Genomic DNA, 15866 nt, shown 5'->3' on the forward strand with positions numbered 1-15866 from the left:
CGAAATGATGCGATTTTTACTGGTATGTGTACTTATGTTGTGTGCCATGCCAAGTTGGGCTTCTATTACTGATTACGTTGTTAAGCAATGGAATATCAAAGATGGCTTGCCCTCGCAATCGCTAAAAAGTGTTGTGCAAGATCAGCAAGGCTATATGTGGGTCGGAACGCAATTTGGTCTTAGTCGTTTTGACGGCACAACTTTTACTAATTACAACACACAAAATAGTCCTTTTTTGCCAAGCAATGGTATTAATAAACTGCTCATAGATAGTAATGGCTATCTGTGGGTGGGCACTAAAAGTGGCTTGGTGGTCATAAACCCGCAAACGCTTGCCGCACAAGAATTTAATATTAAAGGCCCAGTTAGAGACATATTAGAAGATGCCAAGGGCAGCATTTGGATTGCAGCTAATGGGCTTTATTATGTAGACCGCAACCAAGTTGATTTACGTGATAAAGCGAACGAACTCGTTCCTATTGTAAATGCCACCGTGATCACCCAAATAGTGGGGTCGGTTAGTCAAATGGCGCTTTCTCCAGAGGGGATTTGGCTTGTCAACGACCGTCATTTACTACGCTTAACTAAAAGCGCCTCTGATTTTTCAAAACTCAGGTTGGAGTTAACAGCTAAGGTGTCATTGCCTGAGCGGTTAGCACAAACCATTGTTCATGATCTGTCTTTTTTAAATGGTAATTTATATTTAGCCTCTGAACTGGGTGCTTACTTTTTAGATTTAGACGATGAACTAAGACCTTTCCCGCTTCCGAATGCGAATAACTCAGCTGTGTATAAATTTATGAGCGACACCAATGGTGGCTTATGGGTTTCTACGTATGGACGACTGCTTTTTAGAGCTAAGTCGGGTGAATGGCAATGGGTTGAGCCAAGTCAGCTAGATCAAAGTATTTGGTTTGCCGATATTTACCGCGATAGCCAAAATAATATTTGGCTTGCAAGTTTTAGCGAAGGCTTATGGCTTGCACACGAAGGGCGTATTGAGCGCCACTCTGCTTTATCGCAAATGACAGAGGCCGTTATGGCAATTAGCCAAGCGCCCGATGGTAATTTATGGGTGGCAAATAAAAGTGGTATTGGTTATTTCGATTTAAATAAAAACTTTGTCAATAAAATACCCAGTGCGCAATTTGGCCGCGCAACAGTACACGACTTACAGTTTGATGGCTCGCGTTTATATATAGCGACCGGACGAGGGCTGTTTTTTTACGAGCAAGATAAACTATACAGTTTTCCTGGCAGAGCGCTGCGCGACAATCCGGTATTTGCTATTAGCCCATCAAGCAAAGGCGGTTTTTGGATAGGTACAGGGCGTGGCTTGTATAGGCTGAGTTATGGCGGGTTAACACCCTTTGCATACAATGCCTTTTTAGGCAGTAAATTTATAACGTATGTGCTCGATAAAGCAAACTTTGGTGTAATAGGGACCAGTAAAGGGGCGTATTACTTTACTGACCGTGGCATTGAAAAAATAGGTGACCAAACTTCGCTCGAAAGTGCATACATCACCAGCGTATTACACATAGATGGTGTAGGTATTTTAATTGGCTCGCTTAATGACGGCTTATTTTACAGAAGTTTGCAAGGGCATTGGCGACAGTTAGATGCAGCCAACGGCTTACCCTATGGCTCTATTTTTAGCCTAGAGTATGACGAAACCTATAAGCGTGTATGGGTAAGTACCATGAAAGGTGTTTACCGTATGCCAGTAGCGCAATTTAAATCAGAGGTGTCGAGCTTAAAAGTGGAAGAGGTTATTTCTTCTTTTGATAGGCAGCTCGATGGTAAAGCAAGCCAGTGTTGTAACGGTTTAGGACACGATGCCGTTGCCATGACCGATTATTCAATTTGGTACCCAAGCTTACAAGGCATTGTAGAAATACCTAAAAATACCGAGCTATTTGGCCTAAATGTATTAAAGCCTAAAGTAGAAACACTAACCACACCACTGCGCGCGTTAACTACCGCAGCATTGGGCGAAAAGCCTTTACTAGATACTGATGAGCGCGACATAACGTTAAAGTACACCGCCATCGATTATTATGCGCCAAATAGTATTGAGTTTAGATATAAGTTAAGTGGGTTAGATAGTGATTGGCGCTACGCTAATGCACGCCGAGAAGCCATTTATACAAATTTACCGGCGGGGTCATTTTTATTTGAGCTTGAGGCAAAACGCCAAGGCGAAGATTGGGACAGAGCGCAAACTGTCGAGTATGCATTTGTAGTACCGCAGCGCTTTGACGAAACTATTTACTTTAGACTGCTAATCGTTAGTGGGTTTATTTTACTGTTTTACTTTATTTTTTGGGTATTTAGAGCGCAAGAGCGCCGTAAGCAAGAAGTACTCGAAGCGCTGGTTACAGAGCGTACATTAGAGCTGCGCCAAGCTAACGATAAATTAGGCCAAGTAAACTCACAGCTTAAACTAGTTAGTCACTCTGATGAGCTTACAGGGCTACGTAGCCGCCGCTTTTTGTTTGATCAGCTCCCTAAAGATATTGAGCACTTCCAACGTAATGCGCAGTCTTTACAAGCGCAAGGAAAGTCACTTGTACTGCTTATTATCAACTTTGATAACTTTAGCCGTATAAACGATGCATATGGCCCAATAGCAGGAGATAGCTGCTTACAACAAATGGCAGCATTACTTAATTCGCGCACCCAAGGCTCTGACTATGTAGCACGCTGGAGTGGGGATGAGTTTTTATTATTGCTGCGCGATTTTAAGTGCAACATGATTGACAGCTATGCCTCTGATTTATGCCAAGCAATCGCATTAAATTCGTTTCAATTACCAAACGGTAAAACAACCAATATTACGGCTTCATTGGGGTGGTCTTTTTACCCACTGCCGCTTTTAGGTGGGCAAGTAATAAGCTGGGAAACGTCGATAAACTTAGCCGATATAGCGCTTCATCAGGTTAAAAAACGTGGTGGTGACGGTGTCGCAAATATTACGTTTGATAAACAGTTGGATGCGTTTGAGTTTGAGCAAAATTCGAATGTAGATCAGCAGCTGGGTATTTTACAAAGTAATGGCTTAGCAGATATTAAAGTGTGGATGCGATAATGCCCAACCTACAAAAGTAGGTTAGGCATGGTGAGGGTAACGCTATTTAATTACTGGTTTAGCCACGCTGGTAAAATAGCCACTGACTCAGGTGCACTAAATGCCATACTTGCATCGGCACTTATATCTCCCCCTGCGGTACTTAAAATATTATTAAAGCGCATAACTACGTTGTTAGACTTTTCGGCAACGTATAAATCGGTTCCGCTATACATAATATCAACAGGGTTTCCTAATAATGTATTGGGCCCGCTAATCGTCGCGCTTATATTAACTAGTCCCGAGGCATTTGCGGTATTATTTAATACATAAATTTTGCCATCGTCAGCAACGGCTGCGCTGCCTACATCAGAAAGTATTAACGCACCACTTAATGAGTCGTAATCTATTCCATGAATATTGGTAGGCGCTGCCAGTGCTTGTGAATTATTGGCAGGTGTAATTAATCTATCTTCTGTACTTATTGTGGTCTCGCCACTTAGTAGCTTATTTTTAACTTGATCAAATACCGCTACAGTGCCATTGGTTAGCGCAACAAAAGCGCGGTCAGTGTTACTGTCGTAATCAACATCCCACGGGCGTGCATTATTGGCAAAAGTTAAGGTCATAAGAGGTGATGCGTCGCCGGTGGCACAGCTTGAAAATATAGCAATGCTCGGCGTGGTTTCATTATTTTCAGCCACAAAAATCATTCCACTATCGGAGGCAATATCTAATCCTTTAGGTGAAATAAGGCCTGTATTGCTTCCTGAAATCAGTCTATCTTGGCTGGCGTTAAATGTTTCGCCATCACGGTTATAAGCCACTTTAGTAGAGATGACGATTCCGCCCATTCCTGTACTGGCATTATCGAATGTTGCGTAGCTATTACCTGCTTTATCAAAGCTAACGCTTTCTATCGTTTGGCTTGCATTATAGCTTGCAAGTTCGCTACTTAATGCTGTATTTAAACGGCTAATTTGGCCTGTTGTATCACCCGCAGTGCTTGGATTACTGGATACGGCTACGCCTAATAGCGCCATATTAGGCTCAGTACTATCTGATATATCAGCCATTGAGCTTTGAGTTAGCGTGTTAGTAATTGACTCTGGCTTAGTAGACGCAGTGCTTAAATCGGGCGCTATATCGCCACTTTCACCGGCAAATATATTACTAAACACTAAAATTGCATCGTTTGATTTTTCGGCCACACGTAAATCACTACCCTCAAGGGTAATATCTACAGGGTTGCCTAGCATAGTCGCAGGGCCTGAAATACTGCGTGCAACAGATGTATTACCTTGCGCACCTGAGGCATTATTAATAACAAAAAGCGCACCATCGGTAGCATCTGATGCGCTACCCACATCCGATAAAATAAGTTTATTGGTGGTTTCATCATAAACAATGCCGTGAATATTTACCGATATTTGCACACCATCGGCATCGCTTGGTGTAATAGTACGACTTGGCATAGCGGTAAATTCACCGCTTACAAAATTATCGTAAACCGCGACATCACCGTTGGTAAGTGCTACATAAAGTCGGTCGTTTACGTGGTCATAATCAACATCCCACGGGGCGGCTTCGGTAACAGTAGTAGCAAGCGGCGCGGCATCTCCCGCTGCAGCACTGCCAAATGTGGTAATTTGCATGGCACCAAAATCAGCTATAAATATCAGCCCGCTATTTTTTGCAATCGCTATGCCTTTAGGGTTAACCAGGGTAGTTGCAGGGCCTGTAATTTCACGGTCTTGATTAGTGCTAAAGCTTGCACCATCATCGCGATTAGCAAGTTGGCATATAGTTTTAACGCTACCATTTTCGCTGTCGCTTGCTTGTATTAAATTACCGAGGCTATCAAAGGCTACGCCTTCATTTGCAGTGGTATTAAAGGTTTTTAATTTGGCAGCGTCCTGGTTTATTAAATCAACAGTGCCTGCGTTTTGCTCGCCGTTATTAGCTAAAATAAACGTGGCTGCACTAAAGCCGGGGTTACCGTTTGTGCCATCGTTTCCATCTTGACCATCTGCTCCCGGCGTACCGGCTAAACCGTTTTCTCCATCATCACCGCTACACCCTGAAATACCAAGTACTATCCCAAGCGCTAATGCTGAAAAACAAAGGGGGCGTTTAAGTGAACTGTTTTGTGTATGAAGGTGAGTTAAATTAGCTTTTTTCATCATTTTTACCTTTTAATATTCCATCAAATGAAAGTAAATAACGTGCCTGTTTATACTCCTCAGTACGTACTATTTACTGTGTTAACCTCATAGAGATAACGCGTAGAAATACACATTGGATGCAAATATTTAAAAATAAAAAACAAAAAAGGAGCCATCAGGCTCCCTTTAAAAACTAGCTAGCAAAAATAATTAAGCGATAAACGATTTTATTGAATTTAAAATGCCTTGTTCGCCTAAACCCATTTCATCGTGCATTTGCGCTTGTGTGCCGTGCTTAATAAATTCATCAGGAATACCTAAGTTAAGCACCTTTAGGTTGGCTTTTTGCGCTGCTAAATATTCATTAACCGCTGAGCCTGCGCCACCACAAATAGCGTTGTCTTCAAGCGTTACTATTACATCATGAGTTTGGCTAAGCTCATCTAATAAACTTGTATCAAGTGGCTTAATAAAGCGCATATTAACTAGCGTTGCCCCTAGCTCATTTGCAGCAAGTTGCGCGTTTTCAAGCAAAGTACCAAAGGATAAAATAGCAATTTTAGCGCCTTGTTTAATGGTATTGGCTTTGCCTATTTCTAGTAGCGTCATTTCGCTTTGAATATCGGCAGTACCGGCACTACCACGAGGGTAGCGAACTGCTACAGGGCAATTAGCCCTATAACCGGTATAAAGCATATGGCGGCACTCGTTAGTATCACTTGGGGCCATAATAACCATGTTTGGAATACAGCGCATAAAGCTTAAGTCGTACGCACCTTGGTGTGTTTCGCCGTCGGCGCCTACAATACCAGCGCGGTCTATAGCAAAAAGCACTGGTAAGTTTTGCAGTGCAACATCATGGATAAGTTGATCATACGCACGTTGTAAAAAGCTCGAGTAAATAGCTACAACGGGTTTTAACCCTTCACAGGCAAAACCGGCGGCCAATGTGACAGCGTGCTGCTCTGCTATGGCTACATCAAAATACTGCTCTGGGTGCTCTTTTGAAAAACGCACCATACCAGAGCCTTCACGCATTGCCGGGGTAATAGCCATTAATTTTTTATCTTGCTCGGCCATATCACACAACCAATCACCAAACACCTTAGAGAAAGTGGCGGCGCCAGGTTTAGATTTAGGTAAGCTTGATGTATTAGGGTCAAACTTTGGCACACCGTGATAGCCAATAGGATCAGCTTCTGCGGGTTTATAGCCTTTTCCTTTTTGAGTTTTTATATGTAAAAGCTGAGGCCCTTTTAAATTACGCATATTACGCAGTGTATCTACGAGCATATTTACATCGTGCCCATCAATTGGGCCAATGTAATTAAGACCTAGTTCTTCAAAAAAGGTACCTGGAATAACCATTCCTTTTAGGTGCTCTTCTACTTTACTGGCAAGCTCTTTAACAGGAGGCACGCCAGAGAGTAACTTTTTACTGCCTTCGCGAATATTTGTGTAAAAGCTGCCAGATAAAATACGCGCAAAGTGATTAGTTAACGCACCGACGTTTTCAGAAATCGACATTTCGTTATCATTTAAAATGATTAACATGTCAGATTTTACATCGCCCAAGTGGTTCATGGCTTCAAATGCCATACCTGCTGTAATGGCGCCATCGCCTATAACGGCAACAGTTTTGCGGCCTTTACCTTCTTTTTGAGCCGCAATAGACATACCAAGTGCTGCCGAAATAGAGGTACTTGAATGGCCTACGCTAAAGGTATCGTATTGGCTTTCTTCACGAAAAGGGAATGGATGTAATCCGTCTTTTTGACGAATTGTATGCATCAAATCGCGTCGTCCCGTTAAAATTTTATGCGGGTACGCTTGATGGCCTACATCCCATACAAGGCGATCTTCTGGTGTGTTATACACATAATGTAGAGCAACGGTAAGCTCAACAGTTCCTAAACCAGACGCTAAATGGCCGCTACTTTGCGAAACAGAGTTGAGTAAATAGTCTCGTAACTCGTTGCTAAACGCAGGGAGTTTATCTTGCGCTATATCGCGTAAGTGGGCTGGTTCGTCAACCAAGTTAAGTAATGGATACTTGCTACTATCAAGTGTCATGGTATTTATTTTATCCTTCGCTAACACCGGTGCTAACTTATTAGTTGTTACCGCTGTTGAGTAATAATGTCAGTGCTAAATGGCAATACGTATATGTAACACTCAATGGTCACGTTTAATCAGGTAGTTTGCCAGCGCCGCTAGAACAGAGGTATCAGCATCTATTTTGTTTAATGCTTGATGCGCTTGCTCTATTAAATTTTGCGCCATTTGCTTGGCACCTTGCATACCTAATAGGGCCGGATAAGTTGCTTTATTAGCAGCTAAATCAGAGCCTTGTGGCTTACCTAAAGTAAATGTGTCACCTTCAACATCTAAAATGTCGTCGTGCACTTGAAATGCCAGCCCTATAGCATACCCAAAAACACGTAAGTTTTCTAAGGTTTGTTTGTCTGCTTTTTCGCTACATAATGCACCCAATGTAATGGCACAGTTGATTAAGGCACCCGTTTTTAATCTATGAATTCGTTCAAGCTGTTGTACTGTAATCACTTTATCTGTGGCTGCTATATCTAGCCCTTGCCCGCCTACCATGCCTTCAAGCCCCGATGCTTTAGCCAGTGCGCTGATCATTTTTACTTGTGTTGATGCGCTGCAGGTAAAATTGTGAGTCGAGATAAGCTCAAAGGCCAATGTTTGTAGTGCATCGCCCGCTAAAATTGCATGCGCATCGTCAAACTCTATATGGCAAGTTGGGCGTCCACGGCGAAGGTCGTCATCATCCATGGCTGGTAAATCATCGTGCACCAATGAGTAGCTATGAATACACTCAATAGCAGCAGCAAGAATATCTAAATCTTGCTTATTAGCTCCGAGCATTTCACCACTTGCGTAGACTAAAAAGGGGCGTAAACGCTTGCCACCGTTAAATAAGCCGTACTGCGTAGCTTCTTTTACTGTGTGTGCAGTATCAAGGGGTTGATCAAAGTACTGTTGCAGGGTCTTTACGACATCTTGTTGAGCACATTCTATTTTTTCTTGTATGCTCACGGTTATTCCATATCGTTGTTAAATGAAGTAAGCGCTGCTTTTTCGTCATTGCCCATTAAAATAGACACTTTTTGTTCTGCTTGTTGTAACTTACCCGTTGAGGCGTTAGCTAAGGCTATACCACGCTCAAATTGCTTTAACGACTGCTCAAGCGATAAATCACCTTGTTCCATTTCACCGACAATGGTTGATAGTTCTTCGAGTGCTTGTTCAAAACTTAGGTTTTCAGGTTTTTTAGTCGCCATGTTTAATTTCAGCCAGCATGATAAATTTAGGAGCCAATTTTAGGGGGAATGCTAAACTAGGTCAAAGGATGATCGTTGTTTTTTGAGTTATATCAGTTTAAATCGTATTTTTACCATGTATAAGATGCGTATTAGTGCTCACTGTGTACAATAAAATTAATCAGTCGCTAGGCGAGTAGGGTATCTTGATCTAAAATTAGGCCAAACACAGTGTTTTACACTTTTTTCAAAAATGGCTTAAGTATTTCAGTATCTTGCCGATAAGCAGTTAATAATAAAAGTTTGAATAACAAAGTATAATACTTTGGAGGAAATGTGGATTTAGCAACCATAATTGGGATCCTTGGCGCAATTGGTTTAATTGTCATGTCCATGTTTATGAGTAGTAGCGGTGAAATGGGGATGTTTGCCGATGCGCCTTCTAGTGTAATTGTATTTGGTGGCTCACTATTTATTGTGTTATCAAACTTTACCTTGTCGCAGTTTTTGGGCATAGGTAAAGTTGTTGGTAAAGCATTTATGTTTAAAATCGAATCGCCAGAAGAGCTGATTGAAAAAGCAGTTGAACTTGCTGATTCAGCCCGTAAAGGGGGGTTTTTAGCCCTCGAAGAAGCCGAAATACCAAACCCTTTTATGCGCAAAGGTGTAGATATGCTCGTTGATGGTCACGATGCTGATGTAGTTCGTGCCACGCTTCAAAAAGACATTTCTTTAACCACTACTCGTCACGAACTGGGCGCCGGTTTATTTAAGTCACTTGCCGATATAGCCCCTGCAATGGGTATGATAGGAACGTTAATAGGCTTAGTTGCTATGTTATCTAACATGGATGACCCTAAAGCCATTGGCCCCGCAATGGCGGTGGCATTATTAACTACTTTATATGGTGCATTTTTAGCAAATGTAGTGGCTATTCCTATTCAGGTAAAACTGGAGCTTCGTAAAGACGAAGAGGCCATGAATCAGCGTCTAATATTGGATGCTATTTTAGGTATTCAAGATGGCCAAAACCCGAAAGTAATTGAAGGTATATTGAAAAACTACCTTGCTGAGTCTAAGCGCAAAGTAGATACCGAGGAGTAACCATGTCTGATCAAGAGTGCAAATGCCCACCACCAGGTCTGCCTGCTTGGATGGGAACATTTGCCGACTTAATGTCGCTTTTAATGTGCTTTTTTGTACTTTTGCTCGCGTTTTCAGAAATGGATGTACTTAAATTTAAGCAAATAGCAGGCTCGATGAAGTTTGCATTTGGTGTGCAAAACAAAATAGAAGTAAAAGATATCCCTAAAGGGACCTCGGTTATTGCTATGGAATTTACCCCAGGTAAGCCTGAACCTACCCCGATAGAAACCATTCAGCAACAAACCGTTGAAATGACCCAGCAAATGTTAGAGTTTCAAGCGGGTGATGAAAGCTCTGCTGGTGGTAGACAAGAGCAGCGTGGCGATAAGCGTGGTGGCGAGTCACGTAGTACATCGCAGCAGCAATCTTCAGAGCAAGCAACTTCAGCCGCCGATCAAGAACAAACTAACGAGTTAGTGAAAAAAATAGCGCAACAGCTCGAAAAACAAATTATCGACGGTGCAATCGAGCTTGAATCTTTAGGGCAGCAAATCATTATTCGTATCCGTGAAAATGGCTCATTTCCCTCTGGCAGTGCTTTTTTACAACCTAAGTTTAAGCCCATAATTCAAGATATTGGTGAGTTATTAAAAGATGTACCTGGAGAAATTACGGTATCGGGTCACACCGATGATTTTCAGGTTTCTAATGAGTTATATATTAATAACTGGGACTTATCGTCAAAGCGTGCTGTAGCAGTAGCAAGCGAATTACAAACGGTACAAGGGTTTGATAAAAACCGCATGATGGTAGTAGGGCGGGCTGATACTCGTCCACTTGTTCCGAATAATTCAAACGAAGATAGGCGTAGAAATCGCCGAGTAGAAATATCAATCTTACAAGGTAAAGCTAAAGAGTCAGACCCTATTGATGTACGCTAGGCTAGTAGCGGGCGCTAATTTCTCTAATTAAGTTTCTTTTTAAGGTACTTAATCGCCTAAGTATCTTGGCAAGCTCATTATTTTAGCTTAAAGTACATTTCCTTAACATATGTAATGGATGTGCTGTGAAAGTTATAATTAAATATTGTGATATGCCAGGTAATGGTGATGGTACCGACGACGATACAAAAGAAAAATAAGGTAAAACATTTTGCCTGATTGGTTTTTGTATTTCGTTAGTATTTTAAGTAAAAGCTGGGTCTTTATGCTAAGCCCGGCTCTTTTTATATTTTTTATATTTAAAGATTACTTAGCCTTTAGGTTTGCATTACTGACCGTCGCTTTTTTCTTCTTTGGGGGGATAACAGCCTCTAGCTTGAGAGAGTTTGACGATATTTATATCTATCGTTATTTAGTTTGGGCGGCTACCGATATTATATGGATGGCGTTAATAGCTTATTGGGGAATAAAAGATAAAGTTTATTTATGGCAATGCGTTATTGGTCAGTTAGTGGTTATTGGCGCACCTATACTACAATTATTCAGATTAGTTGACCGTCACCTTTGGGATTTAGCTTACAGCACCATTATTTACAAAACGTTAATGCCCTTTATCAACATTGGCACCGTCATAGTGTGTTATTTACCTTTAATTATGCTTTTCGCTAAAAAAAGTAATTCCCCCTCAAAAATAGAAAGCGCTCCACCTTCTAAATAGCTGTGCTAAACTACTGTTCATATAAACAGTTAATGAGCAACTCCCATGAAACTCTATATCGCAGAAAAGCCATCACTTGGCAGAGCTATTGCTGATGCATTGCCAAAACCACATAAAAAACACGATGGTTATATAGAAGTGGCTAATGGTGACTGTGTCTCGTGGTGTATAGGGCACTTACTTGAGCAAGCTGAACCTGATGATTATGATGCGCGTTTTAAAAAGTGGCAATTTGAACACCTCCCCATAGTGCCAGAACAATGGCAGCTCAAGGCAAAAACGAAAACGCGTAAGCAATTAACTATTTTAAAAAAGCTAATTAAGCAGGCATCAGTACTCGTGCATGCGGGGGATCCCGATCGCGAAGGCCAATTGTTGGTTGATGAAGTCATAGAGCAAGCCAAAATAAGTAAAACCAAAAAGCAAAGCATTCAGCGTTTACTTATAAGTGATTTAAATTTAGCGGCGGTAAAAAAAGCGCTTACTGCCATGCGTTCAAATCGTGAATTTATTCCGCTAAGTGTGTCGGCGCTTGCGCGTTCACGTGCAGATTGGCTATTTGGTATGAACCTTACGCGTGCTTATACGCTGGCGGGACAAAAAGCAGGCTTTGGCAATGTGTTGTCGGTGGGTCGCGTACAAACCCCAATTTTAGGTTTAGTGGTTAACCGTGATAACGAAATAGCTAACTTTGTGTCAAAACCATTTTATGAAGTGTTGGCGCATTTAATAACCCCTGAGCAGCAAAGCTTTGTGGCCAAGTGGGTACCAAGCAAAGCCTGCGAGCCGTACCAAGATGAAGAGGGCCGCGTTTTAAATAATGCATTAGCCGAAAACGTCGCCTCGCGAATAGCCAATCAACCAGGCGAGGTTACAGCGCTCGAACAAAAACAAAAAAAACAAAGCGCGCCGCTGCCTTATAATTTATCGGCACTGCAAATAGATGCTGCAAAGGCATTTGGTATGGCAGCTCAGCAAGTGCTCGATATTTGCCAAACGCTTTATGAGCGTCATAAGTTAATTACTTACCCTCGTTCTGATAATCGTTATTTGCCTAAAGAGCATCATTTAGATGCGCCTGCAATTTTAAAAGCAATTGCAGCTAATGGCGGTCAAAATACTGAGTTTGTGAATGGGGCAGACGCTAAAAAACGCAGCAAATGTTTTAACGATGCAAAAGTGGCTGCACACCATGCAATTGTACCTACCGCTAAACAACTAAAAACAGCGACTTTGGCGCCTGATGAAGCAAAAGTATATCAACTTATTAGTAGGCATTATTTAATTCAGTTTTACCCCGATTATATTTATAACGAAACTAAAGTAGAGGTAACAATTGCGGGAGGTTTATTTAAAGCCAATGCAAAGCAAGATGTAAGCCTAGGATTTAAGGTATTAATGGGCAAAGCCGAGCTAAAAGATGAAGCAACCTTGCCTCATTTAACAAAAGGCATGGCGCTTAACTGCACTAAAGGTGAAGTGGTAGAAAAACACACTACGCCACCGTCTCATTTTACTGATGCAACATTGCTAAGTGCCATGACCGGCATTAGTCGTTATGTGAAAGATTCACAAATTAAAAAAATACTCAAAGAGACCGATGGGTTAGGAACAGAGGCAACCCGCGCAGGCATTATTGAATTATTATTTAGGCGTCGTTTTTTAAAGCGCGAAGGTAAATCAATTAAAGCAACGCAAACAGGCTTGGCACTTATTAGTGTTTTACCAGAGGGTTTAGCTAGCCCCGATTTGACCGCTAAATGGGAGGCGAGTTTAGGCAACATTGCTCAACAAGCAATGAGCTACCAACAATTTTTACAACCACTGCTGGTGGAGCTTGAAGGTTTTGTACAGCAAGCAGCTAGTTGTGATAGCCATGTATTTTCAAAGCTACCTAAAACACCACCTAAAAAGCGCTTTGCTAAGGGTGGTAAAAAAGCAGCATTTAAAAAATCAAATTATAAAAAGAGCTCAGCAACCACTTAATCGCTGAGCTCTCAAATACGGCTTATTTATTATTAAATAATGCGACTGCAGCGTTACTCATGGCTTTTATACCGGTCGGTAATGCTACTTTATAATCTGGCGCAAATTTACTTGAGTGTAATGAAGGAAGTGTTTGGTTACTTTTCATCGCATTTGTATATTGCTGCTGGTTTACTCCGCCTAACCAAAATAACGTAATAGGAATGTTTTCGTCAGTTCTACCGTACAGTCCAAAATCTTCACCAGCCATAACCGCTTTTGTCTCAAGTACATTAGTTTCGCCAATTGCATCAGCAATAGCACTCCTAACAATATTAGTTTGCTGAGGGTTATTGTAAGTAGATGGAATAGATTCATCTTCATGAACGTGAACAACAGGGTAGTGTGACTCAGTAAGGCCAGCACTTTGAGCAATACCCGCTGTAATACGTTTTATAGCAGCTATTTGCGCCGTACGTACCTCTGGGTTGTAGCTTCTAAGCGTAAGCTGTAGTTTTACTTCATCGGAAATCACATTATGCTTTGAGCCACCATGAATAGATCCCACGGTCACAACAGAAGGCTCAAGTGGAGAAAGCTCGCGGCTTGTGATTGTTTGTAATGCTAATACCGTACGCGCCGCAATAACTACAGGGTCTACGGTAGTGTGCGGGTAGGCGCCGTGTCCGCCTTTACCTTTTATAGTTATATCTACTGAATCAACACTTGCCATGGTGTATTCATTTTTCATTGATACCTTACCCGCAGGCACGCTGGCACTAACATGCAGCGCAATAACATGATCAGGCTTAGCATATTTACTAAATAAGCCTTCACTTAACATGGCTTTTGCTCCACCGCCAACTTCTTCTGCAGGTTGCGCAACCATCATTAACGTTCCTTGCCACTTATCTTTATGGGCAATAAGTTGCTCAGCAGTACCAATAAACGAGCTCATATGTATATCGTGGCCACAGCCATGCATTACACCTACTTTATTCCCATGCTCATTGGTCACTTGTACTTTAGATGCATAAGGTTTACCGGTTTGCTCTGTGATTGGTAGGCCATCAGTATCAGTACGAATCATTATTGTAGGGCCGGTGCCATTTTTATAAATCCCTACCACACCGTAGCCGCCCACATTATCTGTTACGTCAAACCCAAGGTTTGTTAATTGCGATGCTATTTTTTTGCCAGTTTCTTGTTCGTGATATGAAAGCTCTGGAGATTGGTGTAAGTCGAGGTAAAACTTTTCAATAGCTGGCATACTCTTAGTTAAATCTAAGCTTAGTGACTTAGCGTAAGTAAGTGGGCTTGCTATCATAAATGCTGCAGCTAGATAGGTGATTTTCATGTTTTCCCTCATTATTTGAAAGTATTTAATACTTGTATTTATTATGTTCGTCTCCATATAAAAACCTAAATAAATGAATATGGCAATTAATTCAATGAGCAACATAGTTAGTATCAACGCACAAAACCTTCAGCAAGTACTCGGTGAAACATCACAACAAAAGTTGGTGCTGCTTAACTTCCACTCCCCACAAAGCCCTGAGTGTATTAGCCAAATCGGTATATTAGAAAATTTAGCTACGCAATATAAAGACCATATTGTAGTGGCTAATCTTGATTGTGACGCAGAACAAGCACTCGCCTCGCAATTAGCGCAGCAGGTTGGCTTGCAAACATTACCTACACTTGTGTTGTTAAAAGATTCAGCTCCAGTAGATTTATTAGCGGGTGCACAAACAGACGCGCAAATTCGCGAAGCCCTGAGTAAGCATTTACCAGCGCAGCAGGACCTACTTCTTGAACAAGCAAAACAAGCATTATTAAAGTCGGACCTAAATGCTGCATTTAATTACGCAAAGCAAGCGTATGAAATAGACAGTGCAAACGCACGTATAAAGCTTGTGTTAGCCGATATATGCATTCAAATACACAAGTTAGATGATGCTCAAGCACTCATTGATACCATTGACGCCCAAGAGCAAGATGCTTATTTTCATAATATAAAAGCTAAATGCGAAGCGGCGCTAGAAGCTACCGACTCGCCAGAGATAAAAGAAAAGCAATCTCAAGTAGAAAAGTACCCAAATGACTTAGACCTGAAAATAGAGCTAAGCCAATTGCTAAATGATGCAGGACGAAAAGAAGAAGCACTCGAAACACTGTTCAGCGTACTTAAAAAGGATCTTAACTTTAATGACGCTAAAGCAAGCTTTTTAGCAATTATCGCTTCTCTACCAGATGGAGATGCACTTGCAGCAAAATACAGAAGAAAGCTTTATAGTATTTTGTATTAATACGCGCAGTTAATAAATTAACTTAAAAGCACCTTATAGTGCTTTTTGCGTTTTATACATCGTTATATTTAAAACAAATTGGCCTTTGTGTATAGGTTTAGTTTGTTTTTTGTACTGCTTTTGGCTCTTTAGAGTGAAAAATGCACGAAAGAGCTTTTATTTATAGTTTTTATTAAAAAACGCTTGCGTAAAAATCCGTTCTCCCTATAATGCGACCCCACTGAGACGGCAGAGCGCAACGCATAGCGAGGCACGAGCTACTTAGTGAGTCGAGTAAAACTTAGTTTTAAAAACTTTCAAGTTTAACAAAATTAAGTGTTGACAA

At 41.4% G+C, this 15866-nt stretch carries 11 protein-coding genes; 6 read left to right on the plus strand and 5 right to left on the minus strand.

The features are described from left to right. The first annotated feature begins 4 nt into the window (after window positions 1-4). Complete coding sequence (locus tag PSH48_RS13760; RefSeq protein ID WP_029773767.1) at window positions 5-3091, plus strand: ligand-binding sensor domain-containing diguanylate cyclase; 3087 nt, start codon at window positions 5-7, stop codon at window positions 3089-3091. Window positions 3092-3141: 50 nt separating this feature from the next. Here PSH48_RS13760 and PSH48_RS13765 read toward each other — a convergent pair whose 3' ends face one another. From PSH48_RS13765 to PSH48_RS13780, 4 genes are all read right to left on the minus strand, one after another. Beyond that, window positions 3142-5253 carry a hypothetical protein gene (locus tag PSH48_RS13765; RefSeq protein ID WP_273611760.1) on the minus strand — a complete coding sequence of 704 codons (2112 nt, stop codon included), beginning with the start codon at window positions 5251-5253 and terminating at the stop codon, window positions 3142-3144. Window positions 5254-5445: 192 nt separating this feature from the next. Further along, a complete protein-coding gene (gene dxs, locus PSH48_RS13770; protein WP_273611756.1) occupies window positions 5446-7308 on the minus strand; it encodes a 1-deoxy-D-xylulose-5-phosphate synthase in 1863 nt (620 codons plus the stop codon). Between the two features lie 102 nt (window positions 7309-7410). Then, complete coding sequence (gene ispA, locus PSH48_RS13775) at window positions 7411-8298, minus strand: (2E,6E)-farnesyl diphosphate synthase (RefSeq protein WP_055254701.1); 888 nt, start codon at window positions 8296-8298, stop codon at window positions 7411-7413. 2 nt (window positions 8299-8300) lie between these two features. Further along, a complete protein-coding gene (locus PSH48_RS13780) occupies window positions 8301-8543 on the minus strand; it encodes an exodeoxyribonuclease VII small subunit (RefSeq protein ID WP_004586873.1) in 243 nt (80 codons plus the stop codon). Window positions 8544-8858: 315 nt separating this feature from the next. On the opposite strand from PSH48_RS13780, the gene pomA reads away from it, so the two are divergent. The 4 genes from pomA to PSH48_RS13800 all read left to right on the plus strand — a co-directional run bounded on the left by pomA (window position 8859) and on the right by PSH48_RS13800 (window position 13253). Next, window positions 8859-9626 carry a flagellar motor protein PomA gene (gene pomA, locus PSH48_RS13785; RefSeq protein WP_004586874.1) on the plus strand — a complete coding sequence of 256 codons (768 nt, stop codon included), beginning with the start codon at window positions 8859-8861 and terminating at the stop codon, window positions 9624-9626. Between the two features lie 2 nt (window positions 9627-9628). After that, on the plus strand, window positions 9629-10549 hold the full coding sequence (locus tag PSH48_RS13790) for a flagellar motor protein MotB (RefSeq protein ID WP_273611757.1): 921 nt from the start codon (window positions 9629-9631) through the stop codon (window positions 10547-10549). 211 nt (window positions 10550-10760) lie between these two features. Continuing rightward, on the plus strand, window positions 10761-11267 hold the full coding sequence (locus tag PSH48_RS13795; protein ID WP_031289574.1) for a hypothetical protein: 507 nt from the start codon (window positions 10761-10763) through the stop codon (window positions 11265-11267). A gap of 45 nt (window positions 11268-11312) precedes the next feature. Continuing rightward, window positions 11313-13253 carry a DNA topoisomerase III gene (locus PSH48_RS13800; RefSeq protein WP_273611758.1) on the plus strand — a complete coding sequence of 647 codons (1941 nt, stop codon included), beginning with the start codon at window positions 11313-11315 and terminating at the stop codon, window positions 13251-13253. A 22-nt stretch (window positions 13254-13275) separates the two neighbouring features. On the opposite strand, the gene PSH48_RS13805 is transcribed toward PSH48_RS13800, so the two are convergent. Continuing rightward, window positions 13276-14589, minus strand: a complete 1314-nt coding sequence (locus PSH48_RS13805; protein WP_273611759.1) for a M20 metallopeptidase family protein — start codon at window positions 14587-14589, stop codon at window positions 13276-13278. Between the two features lie 94 nt (window positions 14590-14683). Here PSH48_RS13805 and PSH48_RS13810 point away from each other — a divergent pair, with 94 nt between their 5' ends. Continuing rightward, a complete protein-coding gene (locus tag PSH48_RS13810; RefSeq protein WP_024031324.1) occupies window positions 14684-15541 on the plus strand; it encodes a tetratricopeptide repeat protein in 858 nt (285 codons plus the stop codon). The last annotated feature ends 325 nt before the right edge of the window (window positions 15542-15866 follow it).

This window comes from Pseudoalteromonas sp. Angola-4 (genome assembly GCF_028599265.1).
Lineage (GTDB): Bacteria > Pseudomonadota > Gammaproteobacteria > Enterobacterales > Alteromonadaceae > Pseudoalteromonas > Pseudoalteromonas atlantica.